The organism is Anaerostipes butyraticus, from assembly GCF_016586355.1.
Lineage (GTDB): Bacteria > Bacillota > Clostridia > Lachnospirales > Lachnospiraceae > Anaerostipes > Anaerostipes butyraticus.
Genome location: NZ_BLYI01000081.1, coordinates 1 through 340, shown reverse-complemented (window position 1 = coordinate 340; position 340 = coordinate 1). Strand labels below are relative to the sequence as shown.

Genomic DNA, 340 nt, shown 5'->3' with positions numbered 1-340 from the left:
CGATCCTCTCATTCCTCACTGATGCATAGCGTTACATCAGCGGGCTTTGTGTTTTCTTTCTTCGTTGTTAATTCTCGATGAAATCTGATGTCTTGACTCATTCTTTTCTAAAGAATGACTCTTTTCTGGTTTTGTATGAAGTTTTCAAGGTACATCCGCGTAAATGATCTATATCCTTTACGCTGACTGGGAATCAGACTGTTTGTCTCTTCCCTATGGGCTTGAGTGGACTCGAACCACCGACCTCACGCTTATCAGGCGTGCGCTCTAACCACCTGAGCTACAAGCCCATTCTGGCTGGCCGCTTCCACGACCCTCTCTTCAATTCCAGGCTCTCGCC

1 tRNA gene is annotated in these 340 nt (G+C 46.8%); it reads right to left on the bottom strand.

Annotated features, from left to right (window positions below):
* Positions 1-216 precede the first annotated feature (216 nt).
* Positions 217-290, bottom strand: a tRNA-Ile gene (locus JMF81_RS16275).
* Between the last annotated feature and the right edge of the window lie 50 nt (positions 291-340).